At 71.4% G+C, this 16,666-nt stretch carries 14 protein-coding genes, 1 tRNA gene and 1 pseudogene; 12 read left to right on the top strand and 4 right to left on the bottom strand.

Translation table 11 applies throughout. The annotated features are described in order from the left end of the window. Positions 1 to 9 precede the first annotated feature (9 nt). Positions 10 to 1,242 (top strand): acetyl-CoA C-acetyltransferase, encoded by a 1,233-nt coding sequence (locus FL583_RS34395; RefSeq protein ID WP_142709065.1) that lies wholly within the window; start codon positions 10 to 12, stop codon positions 1,240 to 1,242. Positions 1,243 to 1,307: 65 nt separating this feature from the next. On the opposite strand, the gene FL583_RS34390 is transcribed toward FL583_RS34395, so the two are convergent. Next, the gene (locus FL583_RS34390) at positions 1,308 to 2,303 is read right to left on the bottom strand and encodes a UDP-glucuronic acid decarboxylase family protein (protein WP_142709064.1); all 996 of its coding nucleotides are present in this window, start codon (positions 2,301 to 2,303) and stop codon (positions 1,308 to 1,310) included. Between the two features lie 294 nt (positions 2,304 to 2,597). On the opposite strand from FL583_RS34390, the gene FL583_RS34385 reads away from it, so the two are divergent. From FL583_RS34385 to FL583_RS34335, 11 genes and pseudogenes are all read left to right on the top strand, one after another. Beyond that, positions 2,598 to 4,583 carry a glycosyltransferase family 2 protein gene (locus FL583_RS34385; RefSeq protein WP_205752718.1) on the top strand — a complete coding sequence of 662 codons (1,986 nt, stop codon included), beginning with the start codon at positions 2,598 to 2,600 and terminating at the stop codon, positions 4,581 to 4,583. Beyond that, complete coding sequence (gene galE / locus FL583_RS34380; protein WP_170324022.1) at positions 4,580 to 5,617, top strand: UDP-glucose 4-epimerase GalE; 1,038 nt, start codon at positions 4,580 to 4,582, stop codon at positions 5,615 to 5,617. The genes FL583_RS34385 and galE overlap by 4 nt, the downstream gene beginning before the upstream one ends. After that, positions 5,614 to 6,897, top strand: coding sequence for a UDP-glucose dehydrogenase family protein (locus FL583_RS34375; protein ID WP_142709063.1), 1,284 nt, complete (start codon positions 5,614 to 5,616; stop codon positions 6,895 to 6,897). Before galE ends, FL583_RS34375 begins: the two co-directional genes overlap by 4 nt. Positions 6,898 to 7,012: 115 nt before the next feature. Then, positions 7,013 to 7,387 carry a DUF3592 domain-containing protein gene (locus FL583_RS34370; protein ID WP_142709062.1) on the top strand — a complete coding sequence of 125 codons (375 nt, stop codon included), beginning with the start codon at positions 7,013 to 7,015 and terminating at the stop codon, positions 7,385 to 7,387. A 32-nt stretch (positions 7,388 to 7,419) separates the two neighbouring features. Then, entirely contained in the window at positions 7,420 to 8,715 is a 1,296-nt protein-coding gene (locus FL583_RS34365; protein ID WP_170324021.1) for a serine/threonine-protein kinase, read from the top strand. 101 nt (positions 8,716 to 8,816) lie between these two features. After that, complete coding sequence (locus tag FL583_RS42745) at positions 8,817 to 9,146, top strand: transposase (protein ID WP_338081140.1); 330 nt, start codon at positions 8,817 to 8,819, stop codon at positions 9,144 to 9,146. A gap of 423 nt (positions 9,147 to 9,569) precedes the next feature. After that, positions 9,570 to 9,773 (top strand): annotated as a pseudogene (locus FL583_RS43225) (transcriptional regulator); the annotation flags it as partial. A gap of 516 nt (positions 9,774 to 10,289) precedes the next feature. Beyond that, positions 10,290 to 10,952: a dienelactone hydrolase family protein gene (locus FL583_RS34350; protein WP_205752716.1), complete on the top strand. Its 663-nt coding sequence runs from the start codon at positions 10,290 to 10,292 to the stop codon at positions 10,950 to 10,952. Between the two features lie 37 nt (positions 10,953 to 10,989). Further along, the gene (locus FL583_RS34345; protein WP_142709060.1) at positions 10,990 to 11,757 is read left to right on the top strand and encodes a uracil-DNA glycosylase; all 768 of its coding nucleotides are present in this window, start codon (positions 10,990 to 10,992) and stop codon (positions 11,755 to 11,757) included. Positions 11,758 to 11,978: 221 nt separating this feature from the next. Further along, positions 11,979 to 13,430, top strand: a complete 1,452-nt coding sequence (locus FL583_RS34340) for an NAD(P)/FAD-dependent oxidoreductase (RefSeq protein ID WP_142709059.1) — start codon at positions 11,979 to 11,981, stop codon at positions 13,428 to 13,430. A 146-nt stretch (positions 13,431 to 13,576) separates the two neighbouring features. Beyond that, positions 13,577 to 13,659 (top strand) — tRNA-Leu (locus FL583_RS34335). 567 nt (positions 13,660 to 14,226) lie between these two features. Here the strand turns inward: FL583_RS34335 and FL583_RS34330 are convergent. From FL583_RS34330 to FL583_RS34320, 3 genes are read right to left on the bottom strand one after another with little or no spacing between them, the layout of a single operon-like run. After that, entirely contained in the window at positions 14,227 to 14,433 is a 207-nt protein-coding gene (locus FL583_RS34330; RefSeq protein ID WP_142709058.1) for a hypothetical protein, read from the bottom strand. Positions 14,434 to 14,489: 56 nt separating this feature from the next. Continuing rightward, positions 14,490 to 16,304 carry a right-handed parallel beta-helix repeat-containing protein gene (locus tag FL583_RS34325; protein WP_170324019.1) on the bottom strand — a complete coding sequence of 605 codons (1,815 nt, stop codon included), beginning with the start codon at positions 16,302 to 16,304 and terminating at the stop codon, positions 14,490 to 14,492. Beyond that, on the bottom strand, positions 16,301 to 16,645 hold the full coding sequence (locus tag FL583_RS34320) for a hypothetical protein (RefSeq protein ID WP_142709056.1): 345 nt from the start codon (positions 16,643 to 16,645) through the stop codon (positions 16,301 to 16,303). Before FL583_RS34320 ends, FL583_RS34325 begins: the two co-directional genes overlap by 4 nt. Positions 16,646 to 16,666: the final 21 nt, after the last annotated feature.

Genomic DNA, 16,666 nt, shown 5'->3' with positions numbered 1-16,666 from the left:
AGGACCACCGTGACTGAGTTCGCCGACCGCGACGCCGTCATCGTCGCCACCGCGCGGTCACCGATCGGGCGCGCGGTCAAGGGTTCGCTGAAGGACGTCCGGCCGGACGACCTGACCGCGACCATCGTCCGCGCCGCGCTCGACAAGGTGCCGGCCCTCGACCCCACGACGATCGACGACCTGATCCTGGGCTGCGGCCTGCCCGGCGGCGAGCAGGGCTACAACATGGCCCGGGTCGTGGCCGTGCTGCTCGGCTACGACACGCTCCCCGGCACGACGATCACCCGGTACTGCTCGTCCTCCCTGCAGAGCACCCGGATGGCGTTCCACGCGATCAAGGCCGGCGAGGGCGACGCGTTCATCTCGGCCGGCGTCGAGGCCGTCTCGCGGTTCGTCAAGGGCAGCTCGGACGGGCTGCCCGGCACCACGAACCCGCTGTTCCTGGACGCCCAGAAGCGCTCGGACGACGCGACCGGCGGCGGCTTCACGTGGAACGACCCGCGTGAGAACGACGCGCTGCCCGACGTCTACATCGCGATGGGCCAGACGGCGGAGAACCTGGCCCAGCTGAAGAACGTGTCCCGGCAGGACCAGGACGAGTTCGCGGTGCGGTCGCAGAACCTGGCCGAGAAGGCCATCGCGAACGGGTTCTTCGAGCGGGAGATCACCCCGGTGACGCTGCCCGACGGCACCGTGATCAGCACCGACGACGGCCCGCGGCCGGGGACGACGTACGAGAAGGTGGCCGGGCTCAAGCCGGTGTTCCGCCCCGACGGCACCGTGACGGCGGGCAACGCGTGCCCGCTGAACGACGGCGCGGCCGCGGTGATCATCGTGTCCGGCGCGAAGGCCAAGCAGCTCGGCCTCACCCCGCTGGCCCGGATCGTCTCGACCGGCGTCACCGGGCTCTCGCCCGAGATCATGGGCTACGGGCCGGTGGAGGCGTCCAAGCAGGCGCTGGGCCGGGCCGGGATGGCGATCTCCGACATCGACCTGGTCGAGATCAACGAGGCGTTCGCCGCGCAGGTCATCCCGTCGTACCGGGACCTGGGCATCGACCTCGACCGGCTCAACGTCAGCGGCGGCGCGATCGCGCTCGGCCACCCGTTCGGGATGACCGGCGCCCGCATCACCGGGACGCTGCTGAACAACCTGCAGACCCACGACAAGCAGTTCGGCCTCGAGACGATGTGCGTCGGCGGCGGCCAGGGCATGGCGATGGTGCTCGAGCGCCTGAGCTGAGCCGTCTTCCGGACGAAGCCCGCCCCGGGCACCGGGGCGGGCTTCTTTCTCTCCGGAAGGGCAGTTCAGGAGAGAACTTCGACGCCGCCCGGCTGGGCGCCGGAGAGCGCAGGCGCGGCGGCTAACAGTTCCTCGGGACGGGACCGGAACCAGTCGATCGTCCGGCGCAGGCCTTCCTCGACCGGAACCACCGGCTCCCAGCCGAGCAGCTGCCGGGCGAGCGTGATGTCGGGCCGGCGCCGGGTCGGGTCGTCGGTCGGCAGCGGGTGGTTCTCGATCACCGACGGCGACCCGGTGATCCGGAGGATCTCCTCCGCCAGCCGGGCGACCGTCCACTCGACCGGGTTGCCGAGGTTGATCGGCCCGGTCACGTCGCTGTCGATCATCGCGACGATGCCGGCGATGAGGTCGTCGACGTAGCAGAAGCTGCGCGTCTGCTCGCCGTCGCCGTAGATCGTCAGCGGGTCGCCGACCAGCGCCTGGGTGATGAAGCTGGTGACCACCCGGCCGTCTTGCGGGCGCATCCGCGGGCCGTACGTGTTGAAGATCCGCACGATGCCCGCGTTGAGGTCGTAGCTGCGCTTGTACGCCATCGTGACCGCCTCGGCGTACCGTTTGGCCTCGTCGTAGACGCTGCGCGGACCGACCGGGTTGACGTTGCCCCAGTACTCCTCGCGCTGCGGGTGGACGACCGGGTCCCCGTAGACCTCGCTGGTCGACGCCAGCACGAACCGGGCCCGGTGGCGGGCCGCGAGCCGGAGCCCGTACTCGGTGCCGCGGCTGCCGACCGCGAGCGTCTCGAGCGGCAGGCGGTGGTAGTCGGGCGGGGAGGCGGGGCTGGCCAGGTGGGCGACCGCGTCGACCGGGCCGGGGACGTCCAGACCCTCGGTGACGTCGGCCTCGATCAGCGTGAAGGACGGGTCGCCGAGCAGCGGCTCGATGTTCTCCCGGCGTCCGGTGGAGAAGTTGTCGACGCAGATCACCTGGTCGCCGCGGCGGCACAGACTCGCCGCCAGGTGCGAACCCAGGAAGCCGGCTCCGCCGGTCACCACCACGCGCATCTATCCCCCAGGGAATTCGGAACGAGGCAACTCTAGCGATCGGCTGCCCAGCTCCCCAACTCAGCGCCTGTGAAATTGCTCTCCGAGGAAATTCGGGGCGCGTTAAGAGTCGGTTTCAGCAATTTATTCTCAAGCCGGAAGACCGATTGGCGCCTTTCGCGTTTCCGCTGGAAGCCCGGCCGCCGATGCGTACTTGACCAGGTCCTTTGCGCCACTTACTTTTACAGCCGCCCGGACGGAAATCGACCCCCGACAATTCGCTGGGTAATTGCCACGTAACGCCCAGGAGAATGCATGGTTGGGCCCGTTTCCCGACACAATACTTCGGAATGGGACGAGACGATTCTGATCGATCTCGGGTGGGATTCGGCCGGTTACGATCCGTACGAGGCGTCGGCACCCATCGGGGTGGGGTTCGGCGCCACGTCGTACGAGGCGGCGATCGGCCGTCTCTCCGGCGGGAAGGTGCTCGGGACGCCGGCCAGCGGTCCGGCCATGCGCGCCCGCCGGGTGCGCAGGCACGCGTTGCTGCCGGACACGTTCGTCCCCGCGCTCCGGCCCGCGCGCCGGGTTCTCGTCCACCTGCTGACGGCCGCGTGGCTGGCGACGCTCGTCGCGTTCTGGGTCTGGTGGTTACGGCCGGAGCACCGGCACGGCTGGGCCGGCCTGGTGATCAACAGCGCGCTGCTGGCCTACCTGTCGATCTACCCGATCCTGCCGATCCTGCGCTTCAACCGGATCACGACGATCAATCCGCGGCTGCGCGTGCCCGACCTCCGGGTCGCGTTCTGCGTCACCAAGGCGCCGTCCGAGCCCTGGGAGACCGCCCGGACGACGCTCGAAGCGATGCTCCGCCAGGACTTCCCCTCCCGGTACGACGTCTGGATCTGCGACGAGGACCCGAGCGACGAGACGCTGCGCTGGTGTTCCGCGCACGGCGTCCGGGTCTCCACCCGGCGAGGGCAGCTCGAGTACCAGCGGGAGACCTGGCCGCGGCGGAAGAAGTGCAAGGAGGGCAACCTCGCGTACTTCTACGACCACTACGGCTACCGCGACTACGACGTCGTCAGCCAGCTCGACTGCGACCACATCCCCCACTCTTCCTATCTCCGCGAGATGGTGCGGCCGTTCGCCGACGACTCGATCGGGTACGTGGCCGCGCCGAGCGTCTGCGACACGAACGCGTCGTCGTCGTGGTCGGCGCGGGGGCGGCTGTACCGGGAGGCGGCCTTCCACGGGCCGTACCAGGCCGGCTGCAACGGCGGCTACGCCCCGTCGTGCATCGGCTCGCACTACGCGGTCCGGACCCGGGCGCTGCGCGACATCGGCGGCGTCGGCCCCGAGCTGGCCGAGGACTTCACGACGACGTACCTGCTGAGCTCGGCCGGGTGGCACGGCGCGTTCGCGCTCGAGGCCGAGGCCCACGGCGAGGGGCCGCCGACGTTCGCGGCGATGCTGACCCAGGAGTTCCAGTGGTCGCGCAGCCTCACGACCGTGCTGCTGAACATGACCCGGCACCTGCGCCGGATGCCCTGGTCACTGCGGATCCGGTTCCTGCACGCGCTGCTGTACTACCCGCTGCTCACCGCGACGACGGCGGCCGGGCTGCTGCTGGCGCCGGTGGCCGTCCTCACCGGGCTGCAGTGGGTCGACGTCCCGTACCTGGAGTTCATCCTCCGCTTCGGGGCCGTGAACGTGTGGCTGCTGGGCGTCGTCCTGGTGCTGCGCGGCGGAGGCGTGCGGCGGCCGAACCGGGCGCCGCTCATCAGCTGGGAAGACTGGCTGTACATGCTCACCCGCTGGCCGCTCAACCTGCGCGGGGTGCTGGCCGCGCTGGTGCAGAAGGTGCGGCCGAAGCCGATCAACTTCCGGGTCACGCCGAAGGGCAGCGACGGGTTCGAGAAGCTGCCGACGAGCCTGCTCGTCCCGTACTTCGCGATCAGCCTGGCGATGTCCGCTACCGCGCTGGTCGGTGAGCTCGTGCTGCACACCCGGTCCGGCGGCTACCTGCTGCTCTGCCTGTTCGCCGCGAACGCGTACGCGTGGGTGGGGCTGTTCGTGCCGTGGATGCACGCCCGCGAGGCCGCACGCAACGCCCGCGTCGGCTTCGCCCAGGCCTTCCGCAGGACCGTCGCGCTCCCGTTCTTCCTGGCGACGCTCGTCATCGTGCCGTTCGTCGTCGCGGTGACCCACTACCCGTTCGGATCCCTGAAGTTGCTGTACCAGCTCGACGACGTCGTTCGGCTGCTCCACGTCCTTGCGGCCTTGGGAAACTCATGAGAACTGTGCTGGTCACCGGCGGTGCCGGCTTCATCGGCAGCCACACCTGCGTCGAACTGCTCGCGCACGGCCACGCGGTGGTCGTCGTCGACGACTTCTCGAACAGCTCGCCGGCCGTGATCGACCGGATCGACAAGGCCGCCGGGCGGCCGATCACCGCGCTGCACGAGGGCGATCTCCGCGATTCCTCGCTGCTCCGGAGCGTCTTCGAAGCACACCCGATCGACGCGGTGATCCACTTCGCCGCGAAGAAGGCGGTCGGCGAGTCCGTCGAGCTCCCGCTGGAGTACTACGACGTCAACGTCAGCGCGACGACGTCGTTGCTGCGCACGATGCTCGCCCACGGCGTCCGCGAGTTGGTCTTCTCGTCGTCGTGCTCGATCTACGGACAGACGTCCACCGTGCCGCTCGGCGAGGCCGAGCCGGCCGCGCCGACGAACCCGTACGCGCGCTCGAAGTGGTTCTGCGAGAACATCATCGCGGATGCCTGTCGTCGCTACCCGGAGCTGAACGCGGTCGCGCTGCGGTACTTCAACCCGGTGGGGGCGCACTCGTCGGGCCTGCTCGGCGAGGACCCCCGCGGGGTGCCGAACAACGTGATGCCGTACATGATGCAGGTCGCGATCGGACGGCGGCCCGAGCTGCAGGTCTTCGGCGGCGACTACGAGACGCCGGACGGCACCTGCGTGCGTGACTACATCCACGTCATGGACGTCGCCGACGGGCACCGGGTGGCGCTGTCCCAGCTGGAGCCGGGCTTCTCCGTGTTCAACCTCGGTACCGGCGTGGGCACGTCGGTGCTCGGGCTCGTGGCGGCGTTCCGGGAGGCGTGCGGGGTCGAGATCCCGGCGCGGGTCGTGTCGCGGCGGCCGGGTGACGTGGCGATGCTGATCGCCGATCCGGCCAGGGCCGCGTCCGCGTGGGGCTGGCGCACGACGCGCGACCTGCACGCGATGGTGCGCGACGCCTGGGAGTTCCAGCGGCTGAACCCGTACGGCTACGAGGCCGGCCTCGTCGTGGGGAGCGGCCAGTGAGGCTGACCGTCATCGGCACCGGCTACCTCGGCGCGGTCCACGCGGCCTGCCTGGCGGAGATCGGGCACGAGGTGCTCGGCGTCGACGTCGACGCGGCCAGGATCGCCGCGCTCTCCGAGGGTCGGGCGCCGTTCTTCGAGCCCGGGTTCCCGGAGGTGCTGACGCGGAACCTGGCGTCCGGCCGGCTGCGCTTCTCGACGTCGTCGGCCGAGGCCGCCGCCTTCGGCGACGTCCATTTCCTCTGTGTGGGGACGCCCCAGCAGCCGGGGTCGCAGGCGGCCGATCTCACCTACCTGGACGCCGCGGTCGCGGATCTGGCGGCCGGGCTGCGTCCGGGGGCGCTGGTCGTCGGCAAGTCGACCGTACCGGTAGGGACGGCGGCGCGGCTGGCCGCCCGGGTGCCGGCCGAGGTGGCGTGGAACCCGGAGTTCCTGCGGGAGGGGTTCGCGGTGGAGGACACGCTGCGCCCGGACCGGCTGGTCGTGGGCGTGACGTCGTCGTCGGCCGAGGCCGTGCTGCGTGAGGTGTACGCGCCGATGCTGGCGGCCGGCGTGCCCTGGGTGAGCACCGACCTGGCGACCGCGGAGCTGGTCAAGGTGGCCGCGAACTCGTTCCTGGCCACCAAGATCTCGTTCATCAACGCGATGGCCGAGGTCTGCGAGGCGACCGGCGGCGACGTCGCGACGCTGGCCGAGGCGATCGGCTACGACGTCCGGATCGGGCGCCAGTTCCTCCGGGCCGGGATCGGCTTCGGCGGCGGCTGCCTGCCGAAGGACATCCGGGCGTTCCGTCACCGGGCGGCCGAGCTCGGCGTCTCGCTGGGGTTCCTCGGCGAGGTGGACGAGATCAACCTCCGTCGTCGCGCGCGGGCCGTAACGCTGGCGCGGGAGCTGGTCGGGGGCTCGTTCGCGGGCCGGAACGTGGCCGTGCTGGGGGCGACGTTCAAGCCCGACAGCGACGACGTGCGCGACTCACCCGCGCTGGCCGTGGCGTCGGCGATCCGGGCCGAGGGCGCGCGGGTCACCGTGCACGACCCACAGGGGGTCGACAACGCGAGGGCCGCGTTCCCGGGGTTGGACTATTCGCCGGGCGCGCAGAAGGCCTGCGAGGGTGCGCACGTGGTGCTGCATCTGACCGAGTGGGACGAGTACCGGGAGCTGGACCCGGAGGCGCTCGGCGAGGTGGTGGCGGCGAGGGCGCTGGTGGACGGGCGCAACGCCTTGGATGCGTCGGTGTGGCGGGCGGCTGGTTGGACGGTCCGGGCGCTCGGCCGCCGGTAGCCCGCGGTAGCGGGCGCCGGTCGCCTGCGGGCGCGGGGGCGGGCGCCGGTCGGGCGCGGGCGCCGGTCGGTTGCCGGCGGGAGGCGGGGAGGGGGCGTCGGTAGGGTGCGGGCTCATGGACACGGGGCTTCTCGCGGCCGGCGTGCTGCTCTTCCTGGCGCTGGGCGTCTGGCAACTCGTCAGCAACGTCCGTCGGCTCGTCACCTGGCCGGCCACCACCGGCGTCGTCGTGGACAACGTCAGAACCCCGCTCGGGGACGGTTCGACCCGCGCGCCGGTCGTGGAGTACCGGACGCCGGACGGACGACTCCAGTACGGCACCGACCGGTTCTCCACGGCTTGGACGCGGTACCGCCCGGGCCGGGTGGTGCCGGTGCGGTACGACGTGCGGAGGCCGCAGCGGCTCGTCATCGGCTACCAGGTGACGGTGCTGTGGGTGGTCTTCGTCGTCTGGATGGTCGGGGGTCTGTGGTTCGTGACCGTCCTCTGAGTCGTCGGCCACGGGTGCGCTAGCGTGCGTACATGCTGGCCACCGAGCTCGGGCGACGTCCGGGCGGTCGTGAACGCCTGGGCGAGCTGGTCGTCGCGGCCGCGGTGGGGGCACTGGCCGGAGCCTCGGTGGCGCGACGCCGGCGGGGCCGGGCGGCGGTCGCCGGAGCGGTGACGCTGGTCGTGACCGAGGCGGTGGCCCGCGCCCGGCAGCGGCCCGGGGAGATTCCGGCGTGGTGGTCGCGGGTCGTGATGAGCGGCGCGATGGCGGCCCCGGTGGGCCGGCTCGGCGGACGCATCACCGGTGCCGGTCCGATGGCGGTGGGCACGGCGTCCGGCGCGGTGGCCGGCGCGCTCGGGCTGCGGCCGCAGAAGGTGGCGCTCGGCCCGGTGGTCGGTGCGGCCGTGGGCGCGGCCTGGCACTGGGCCGGCCGCCGTCGATCGAGCAGCCAGGATGCCGGTGCGGTGGCGGCGGGCGCGGTGGTCGCGTTCCGGGTGGTGTCCGCCCTGCTCTTCCGGGACGCCCAGGTGAGCTTGCTGGCCGAGGCCACGCCGGCCGACGAACTGCCGTTCGTCGTTCCGCTCGAAGCGCGTTCGCGCTACGTCGGCACCGGCTACGTTCGCGAGCTCGCCGAGGTGATCGGCGGCCGGTACGAGGCCGACGCCCCCGACGTCGGGATCGTGGCCTCGCTCGACGACCTGGCCGGCCCGGATTTCGATCCGGCGCACGTCCAGCCGTTGGTCCGCGAGTTCTACGAACACACCACCCGGTTCCGGCTCGACATCGTGCCCGAGTGGCGGCACTGGGTGCGGCCGGGCTACCTGCTCTACCGCACGTTCGTGGCCCGTCCGGTGGGCCAGGCCAACGTGCCGATGAACCAGCGCGAGACGCTCCGCGGAGTACGCAGCCGCATCGACACGATCACGCCGGACGGCGGCGATGTCGTGGGCGTCCGGGGGTGGATCCGCTCGTTCGCCGACACCGACGAGCCCATCTACGTCGGCATCTACACCACCTACCGGCACGAGGGGCGCGGCTACGTCAGCGTGGGCTTCCCGGTGCCGCAGGGGAGCTTCACGGCCACGCTGCTCCCCGGGCCCCGCCCGGACGGGGGTCTCGTGCTGACCAGCCGCAGTCGGCTGGCCCATCCCGGCCACTATCTGTCCTACGTCGACCCCGGCACCCGGGAGCTCACCACGCTGGCCGTCCCCGGGTTCGCCGAGCAGCTCGACGTCTACGAGACGGACGGCGAACTGCGAGCCGAGCACGCGTTCGCGCTGTACGGATTGCCGTTCCTCGTCCTGCACTACACGATCCACCGGAAGTAGGCCGGAGGGCCGGTCGCGGCCCCTGACCCCCTCGGTCTGGCCGACCGGGGTGCCGCTGGTCGCGACGTACCTCCGATTCTGACGATGCGGCGGTTGCGTCGCTGTTCGGGATCAAGCCGGCTGCGGTACGCCGCATCATCGACCGGCCCGCGCCGCTGCTCACGCGATCACCGGCCCTCACCCGTGCGGGTCCTCATCACCGACGGCAACCGCGACGACGGATCGCCGCGCGTTCGAAGAACCGCCGGTACTCGGTGAAGATGCAGGTCGTCATCCACGCCGACGCCCGCGTCGTGGTCGGGGTCGGCGACCCGGAACCGGCCAACCGCAACGACGGCACCGTCGACGACGACTCCACCGCAGCCCGCACGACCCGCGGCGCGACCGTCATCGCCGACGGCGCCTACCGCGCGCCCGCCGCCCCGGAGTGAACTCGTCGGCGGCGCGGACTTGCCCGAGCGGTCGCGCCGGGCAGCGCGCCGGGTTTGCGGACCAGGATCTCCAGGTAGTGGTCCAGGCCCAGGTCCAAGTCCAGGTCCAGCCGGGATCGGCCTTTGGCCAGGAGCCGTGAGCGGCGGGCGACCTCGGTGTGCCCGTCGTAGACGATCAGCCCGGTCTCGAACTCTCGTCCGGCAGCGGTTGCGGCAAGGGACCACGGTGGTGATGCGCGTCGACGGTGTTTCCGCCGCGGCGCTGGGCTTCGCCGACCGGCTCCGCGCTGGCGCCCGCGACACGGTGGCCGCGCCGCTCGCGGCGACCGGGGCGCCGCTGGTGCTGCGCAGCAAACCTTTCCGGCCGGCGCCCCAGCGAGCTGCGAAGGAGCAGATCCCTCTGCCGCGGAGACGTTCCGGCTGCTCGCCGGCGCCGCGCCGGACGCCGTCGGCCAGCACCTCGCCAGACTCCGCCTGGCCGGCCTGGTCGAAGGCCGCCGGGAAGGCACATTCTTCTACTACTCCGCCGCCGACGACCACGTCCGGCGCCTGCTGCGCCAAGCGCCCTTCCACGCCGACCGCGGCGACGCCGCCGCGCCCACGCCGTTGGCCGCCGCGAACGACTAGCCAGTGGCCCGGCCCAAGACGGCGAACAGCCCACCGGCCTCCGGCTCGACGGCGCACTCTTCGACCCCACGACGCCGCGCGCTCACCTGCTCAGAGCCCGCCAAAGCCCCGCATCCGCCGCCAGAATCCAGCCCCCCGTCACCAGCCCCGACCCAATCCCCTGCACTGCTACCCCGGACCACCACCCACCAGTTCGCAAGCCCCCCAGCACTGCCAAATGTCATCGACACTGCCCACCGCTACCGACACAGCCGAACGAACGCGGCCGCCCTCCGTCGACAAAGTCAGCGTGAGCACGGTCATCCCGGCCGTAGCCGAGGAACACCGACGCCGGCACCCATGTGGACTCCTCGCGGCGGGGGCGCGAAACCCCGGCCGTCCAGGCCGGACAGCCTCCCTCCGCATCGATTCAGGTGGCTTCATGCGGAATGTGACGTAGCGCGCGACCCGCTCCATCCGGTCCACTCGCGTGATTGGGTGACTGCCTACCGAAGGGAGCCTGCCGTGGGTGCGAACGTGGAGTTTCAGGTTGATGGCGGAACTTCGGAGGGCTATCTGACGCGGCCGTCAGAGAACAGCGGCCCGGGCGTGCTGGTACTCCCGGCCTGGTGGGGTCTGGGCGAACAGATCCGGTCGGTGGCCGACCGCCTCGCCGAGGAGGGCTTCGTCGTCCTCGCGCCCGACGTCTACCGGGGTGAGACCGCCCTCGGCGCCGACGAAGGGCTGAAGCTCGCCGAGGCGCTGCCGGCCGACCGCGCGGCCGGCGACCTGACCGGGGCGGCGAGCTACCTGTCGGGGGCCGTCGGCGGGCCGATCGGCGTGCTGGGCTTCGGGCTCGGCGGCTCGCTCGCGCTCTGGGCCGCCGGCCTGAGTGACGACGTCGTCTCCGCGGTCGCGTTCTACCCGCTGGTGCCGTGGCAGCCGGCCGCACCGGACTGGAGCGCGTTCGGCGGCACGGCCGCGGTCGTACACGCGGCCGACGAGGACGCCGCCACCACCGGGCCCGAGCTCGAACTGGCCAAGAAGGCGGTGGAGCAGGCCGGCGGCGAGTTCACGGTCTACGAGTACCCCGGCACGAAGCGCGGCTTCTACAACGACGACCGCACCGACTCCTACGACCACCGCTCCGCCACCACGGCCTGGGCCCGCTCGCTGGAATTGCTGCGACGCACGTCCTGAGAACCGCGCGCGGCCGGACGTCGGCAAGAATGTAGTGATGGGACGGCCGGCCTACCTCGACGCCGACGCACTCGCGGCGGGAAGTACGGCCGCGGTGCGGAGGCTCGCGCGCGGGGCGCGCGACCTGGCCGAGGTCGACGCGGGCGTCGCGCACTGCCGGGCCTGTCCGCGGCTGGTCGCGTGGCGGGAGCAGGTCGCGGTCGAGAAGCGGGCCGCGTTCGCGGACCAGACCTACTGGGGCCGTCCGGCCCCGGGCTTCGGGCCCTCCGACGCGCGCATCCTGGTCCTCGGCCTGGCCCCGGCCGCGCACGGCGCGAACCGGACCGGTCGCGTCTTCACCGGCGACCGGTCCGGCGACTGGCTCTACGCCGCGCTGTACCGCGCGGGTCTGGCCAACCAACCCACCTCCGTCGACGTCGACGACGGTCTCGAACTGACCGACGTGCGGATAGCGGCCGCCGTGCGTTGCGCACCGCCCGCCAACAAGCCGACGCCGACCGAGCGCGATACCTGCGCGCCCTGGCTGGTCCGGGAGCTCTCGCTGCTCGCGCCGACGCTGAGGGTGATCGTCGCGCTCGGCGCATTCGCCTGGACCGCGTTCTGGCCGGTGGTCGAAGCGGTGGGCGGCACCGCCCCGCGGCCGCGCCCCCGCTTCGGCCACGGAGCCCTGGTGGCGGTGCCGGGGACGGACATTTCGCTGCTCGGCTGCTACCACGTGAGCCAGCAGAACACCTTCACGGGCGTGCTGACCGCACCTATGCTCGATGGAATATTCGCGCAGGCCAAAGCATTGACACAAGCGTGAGAAGCTGAACCGGTTTGGGCGAGTGACGCACGGTCAAGACTGTTAACGGGGGCATCGATGGCCCCGTTGGGGGTACCCGAAGTGTGTCGCCGGTCGCATCGGACGACCGTGCAACCAAATCGTTCAAGAAGCCTGGTTACGCTTTTCAAGGACCAGAGCCGGTCCTCCAGGAAGCCTGACGACGCTCACAAGGCGTCGCCGCAAGCGCGGAAGGTAGAGGCATGAGCGCGGATCGACCGCACATCCTCGTCGTCGGTGGTGGGTACGTCGGTTTGTACACGGCGTTGGAGCTGCAGCGTAGGGCGAAGAAGGCGCGGATCACCGTCGTCGACCCGCAGCCGCACATGACCTACCAGCCATTCCTGCCGGAGGCAGCAGCCGGCAACCTGGAGCCCCGTCACGTGGTCGCGCCGCTGCGCAAGACGCTGCGCGGAGCCCACGTCATCACCGGTTACGTCGAGAGCGTGGACAACGCCCGGCGGACGGCCACGATCGTCCCGGTGATGGGTGACCCCTACGAGCTGACCTACGACCACATCGTGCTCGCGCCCGGCTCGGTCTCCCGGACGCTGCCGATCCCCGGTCTCAAGGAGAACGCGGTCGGCTTCAAGACCGTCGGTGAGGCCATCTACCTGCGTAACCAGGTCCTCGGTGAGCTGGACGCAGCCGACAGCACCGACGATCCGGCGCTCCGCCAGGCCGCGACGACGTTCGTGTTCGTGGGCGGTGGCTACGCCGGTATCGAGGCGCTGGCCGAGCTCGAAGACATGGTGCGCTCGGCGGTGAAGTACTACGGGACGATCAGCCAGTCCGACATCCGGTTCGTGCTGGTCGAGGCCAGCCAGCGGATCCTGCCCGAGGTCGGCCCGGAGATGGGCGCGTACACCGTGCAGCGGTTGCTCGATCGCGGTATCGACATCCGCCTGAACACCCGGCTGGAGTCGTGCGTCGACGGGCACGTCAAGCTCTCCGACGGCGACGAGTTCGAGGCCCGGACGATCGTCTGGACGGCCGGCGTCAAGGCGCACCCGATGCTGGCCAACACCGACCTCCCGCTCGACGAGCGCGGCCGCGTCACCTGCCTGCCGACGCTGCAGGTAGTCGACCCCGAGGGCAACGTCGTCGAGGGTGCCTGGAGTGCCGGTGACTGCGCCGCGGTGCCCGACCTGACGTCGGACACCCCCGGTGCCACCTGCTCGCCGAGCGCGCAGCACGCGGTCCGCCAGGCCAAGCGGCTGGGCAAGAACATCGCGATCCTGCTCAACGGCGGCCAGCCGGTGAACTACGAGCACAAGCACGTCGGTTCGGTGGCGAGCCTCGGCCTGTACAAGGGTGTGGCCCAGACGTACGGGGTGAAGACCAAGGGCTTCGTGGCCTGGATGATGCACCGGGCGTACCACGTGAGCCGGGTGCCCACGTTCAACCGCAAGGTGCGGGTCATCTCCGACTGGACGCTCGCGCTGTTCCTCCGTCGCGAGGTCGTTGCGCTGGGCCAGCTGCACGACCCGCGGGCCAGCTTCGAGCTGTTCGCGACGCCGTCGTCGCCCGACCCGAAGACGGTCGTCGAGGCCGTCGCCACGGCGGGTGGCCCGACGCCGCCGGCCAAGCCGGCTGTGCCGTCGGACACTCCGGCCGAGGCCGAGAAGGCTCCGGTTGTCCCTGCTCGTTCGTAGGACGTAGCACAAATGGTTGCAGAACGTCGCCCGGCTGGTTGCCGGGCGGCGTTACCTGTTCAGGTCGTACCTGGGCTGACCGATCCCACTTCTGGCAAAGCCGCTACCTACGGGGGGTTGCTCCCCTTACGGTAAAGCTGCGCTGAGCCCGGATGGTGTAAAGGCAGCCACGGCCGTCTTAAAAACGGCTGCCCGAAAGGGCGTGCGGGTTCGAGTCCCGCTCCGGGCACGGAATTCAAGCACGTGTGCCATGTGGAACGGATCCGCACTCGGGCTCGAATCGATATCCTTTTCGTCTCCTTCGTTGGGTATCGTACCGGGTAATGCCGGTTCGCCTCAGGGCAGCAGCGACGGCCCGACGATGGAACGTGACCTCGGCGTGGCGCGGTTCGTCCGTACGCCGAGCATCATGGCCTCGGGCCGGCAGGCCGTGCGCACGGCGCGCGAGTACGCCCCTGCGGTCGGGCGCTGAGGGTGACCGCCCCACGGCCGGGCCCGTCGCGGAGCCGGCTGGCAGTCGTCATGCGCAAGAGCCAGGCCGACGCCGTCCTGACCTAGGGCGACGAGGAGCCGACGCTCGTGATGCTCTCGGTGACGCATCCGGCTGCCGATCGAGCGACGCTGCCGCTGGAAGCGCTGATGACCGATCCGCTGCTGTTTCCTCTGGAGAAGCGGTGCCACTGCTGGGCCAGAGTGCTGTCGGCCGCCGAGGAGCAGAAGCTCGCGCAGCGTGCGGTGGCGGAGAGCCGACGACTCACCCGGTGTGCGGCTTCGTTGACGCCTGCCGAGAGGCTGCTCACGAGATCGCGGCGTCCGTCGAGCGGCTCACCGGTGGCGCGGCGACGCGCGACCAGATCCTGAGGGCGGCATCCAAGCTGCTCGACGCGGACGGGTTGCCCGCCGTCAGCGCGGACCGCGTGATCGAGCCCGCCGGGATCACGAAGGTGACCCCAGGCGTGCCTTCGACGCACTCGCCGGCGGCATCGGCGAGATGAGCTGCCACCGGGATTCCACGCCGTGATCGACGCTCATCGAACGAGCCGGTCGCGCCCCTGAGGCTCACGGCGTTTGGCGGTCGTCTCCGACCTGGGACGGGACCTTCTGCGCCTCCGGGCGGCGCGGTGCCGGCACCGCCCGGCGCCGGCGGCTCCGGCGCCCGGCCGCCACACCCGCCGTCACCGACGCCCCGCCCCCGACGACGACCAGCAGCACCACCGCCACGACCCACAGCCACGTCGTACGGCCCTTCGCCCCCGGCGCAGCGTCCGCCGGTGCGACCGTCGCCGGCTGGGCGGCTCCGATGCTCACCGGGCGGCCGGCCAACGGCGCTCCGAAGTAGTCGACCCCGCCCGGCGACGCGACCTTCACCCCGGCCCCGCCGGCCGGGGAATCGCCGGCCAGCGCGAACTGCGTCACCGACGTCAGGCGGCCCGGGTCGGTGACGGAGGGCGTCGCGGACGGGTCCTGGAGCTTCGGGTCGACGTCCAGGCCCGGGCCCTGACCAGTGTCGGCCCGCCAGTCCGCCACCGACGCGTAGAGCCCGTCTCCCCACTTGATCACCGGTCCGCCGCCCGCCCGGTAGTACGCGTTTCCGTCGAACCGCACGTTCGCCGTCGTCAGGTCGGGCGCCTCCACGGCCGCTCCGGCGCCTTGCGAGAGCAGGACGTTGTTGCGGATCGAGACCCCGGTCAGGCCCTCCCGCAGCTTCACCGCCGCGGACCGCCTGGTGACGATCGTGTTGTGGTAGATCGCGGTGTCGGCGACCTGACCCGCGACGGTGAGCCCGCCGTACCAGCCGTTGCCCTGCGCGTCCCCCACGCTGACGTTGAAGCGCACGGTGTTGCCCCTCAGCGCGCCGTTCGTCCGGGCCGTGAAGACCAGCAGACCGGGGCCGGAGTTCTCGTACGACAGGTTGTACTGGAGGACCGAGTCCGAGACGTTCTGATCGAGATCGAAGCCACCGCCGTCGGCGGTCGTGCCGGTGCGGTTCCGGTACGAGACGTTGCGCTGGATCGTCACGCCGGTGGAGTCGTAGGTCCAGATGCCCACCGGGCCCTCGCCGGCCGACGCGCAGGCGAACCCGTTGTGGAACGCCGACGACTGCTCGATCACGCCGTTGCGCACCGACCCGAGGACGATCCCGCTGCCGCTGTGCGTCGCCGTGTTCTTCGGGTTGCCGGCGTTGTCGTAGGCCGTGACGCCGCGGATCACGACGTCCGAATGAGCGTAGGAAGGGTTCGACGCGTCGAAGGCCGGGCCGTAGAAGAGCAGGCCGTCGTCGCGGTTGCCGTGCACCTTCGTGTCGGTGACGGCGACGTTCCGGAAGCCGCGGCCGGGGGACGCCCCGGCGAAGGCGATGCCGAGCTGGAAGCCGCTGACGTCGAGGTCGGTGAGCGTGACGTCCGACGGGCGGGCCGGGACCTTGTCGTCGGCGTAGAACAGGACGCCGCTCCACGTGTCGTAGGTGGAGGCGTCGCCGACGATGTCGAGGCCGCGAATCGTGATGCCGCCGGCGTCGTAGACCTTGATCGCCTCGAGGCCGGAGGCCTTGATCGTGGCGCGGCCGGTCCCGTAGGTCGCGATCGTGACCGGTGCGTCCTCGGTGCCGCCGTCGTCCTGGACGAGGAGGAGCTGACCGTCGAACCGGGCGCCGCCCTGGAGCAGCACCGAGTCGCCGGGGCGGAGCCGCTCCTGACCGGCGCGCCCGAGCGTCTTCCAGGCGGTGGCCAGCGACTGCCCGTCGGCGGCGTCGTCGCCGAGCGGGCTCAAGTAGAACGTGCGTCCGGCCGCGTACGCGGGGCCGGGCGCGATCAGCACGGCTGCGGCCACCGCGGCCGCGGTCAGAAGCCTCAGCGCCGCCCCGATCCGCGTCACAGCGCGGATCGTAGGGCATCCAGACGGTCGGTCAGTGGGTCGAGTGCGGTCGGCGCGAGCCCGGCCGCGGCGACGTCGTTGCCGAGCACCGTGAGTTGGTCGGCGATCGTGCCGGGCTCGGTCACCGGCGGCACCGGACGGCGTCGGCGGCCCTCGGCATCCGCCGCCACGTCGGCCAGCACTTGGGCCACGAGCTGCAGTTCGTCGCCCACGGTGGCGCGCTCAGCGACGTCCGGAGGCGACCCGGCCGACGTGCAGAGCGCGGTCACCGCCTCGACCAACAACGGCGACGCCGCCGCGGTGAACCGCGGCGGCGTCCAGTACGACAGGAGCGTGGTCAACCGGCCCACCGAGCGGTGGAG

This window comes from Cryptosporangium phraense (assembly GCF_006912135.1).
Lineage (GTDB): Bacteria > Actinomycetota > Actinomycetes > Mycobacteriales > Cryptosporangiaceae > Cryptosporangium > Cryptosporangium phraense.
Note: the sequence above shows the minus strand (reverse complement) of the source record. Positions and strands in the feature narration are given on the sequence as shown.

What these genes read in the sequence shown, in the direction of transcription:
- FL583_RS34345 (WP_142709060.1), top strand. Translation starts at nt 10,990, where the DNA reads ATGGGACGGCCGGCCTACCTCGACGCCGACGCACTCGCGGCGGGAAGT.
- galE (WP_170324022.1), top strand. Translation starts at nt 4,580, where the DNA reads ATGAGAACTGTGCTGGTCACCGGCGGTGCCGGCTTCATCGGCAGCCAC.
- FL583_RS34340 (WP_142709059.1), top strand. Translation starts at nt 11,979, where the DNA reads ATGAGCGCGGATCGACCGCACATCCTCGTCGTCGGTGGTGGGTACGTC.
- FL583_RS34390 (WP_142709064.1), bottom strand. Translation starts at nt 2,303, where the DNA reads ATGCGCGTGGTGGTGACCGGCGGAGCCGGCTTCCTGGGTTCGCACCTG.
- FL583_RS34365 (WP_170324021.1), top strand. Translation starts at nt 7,420, where the DNA reads ATGCTGGCCACCGAGCTCGGGCGACGTCCGGGCGGTCGTGAACGCCTG.
- FL583_RS34370 (WP_142709062.1), top strand. Translation starts at nt 7,013, where the DNA reads ATGGACACGGGGCTTCTCGCGGCCGGCGTGCTGCTCTTCCTGGCGCTG.
- FL583_RS34385 (WP_205752718.1), top strand. Translation starts at nt 2,598, where the DNA reads ATGGTTGGGCCCGTTTCCCGACACAATACTTCGGAATGGGACGAGACG.